This is a genomic window from Paraburkholderia sp. EG304, assembly GCF_046543485.1.
GTDB classification, from domain to species: Bacteria; Pseudomonadota; Gammaproteobacteria; order Burkholderiales; family Burkholderiaceae; genus Paraburkholderia; species Paraburkholderia youngii.
The window spans coordinates 1-255 of sequence record NZ_JBKGUA010000474.1; the positions used below are offsets into that span (position 1 = coordinate 1).

Here is a 255-nt window from a genome sequence, read left to right on the forward strand (position 1 = left end):
TTATCGGTGGTGAAGCGCTGTCGCATTCAACAGTCGAGTTGTGGCGCAGGGTTCAGCCTGGCGCCAGGATGGTGAATGAATACGGGCCGACCGAAACGGTTGTGGGTTGCACCTTTTACGAAATTCCCAGCGAATGCGCTGTATCGACGCACGTTCCGATCGGCCGTCCGATTGCGAACACGCGGGTGTACGTGCTGGACGGTCATGGCGAGCCGGTGCCGTTCGGGGCGGCTGGGGAGCTCTACATTGGCGGGG

1 protein-coding gene is annotated in these 255 nt (G+C 61.2%); it reads left to right on the forward strand.

Going from position 1 to position 255, the window contains the following annotated elements; genetic code table 11:
• A partial coding sequence (locus tag ACLFKU_RS44805) for an AMP-binding protein (RefSeq protein WP_410853528.1) occupies window positions 1-255 on the forward strand: 255 nt, incomplete at both ends.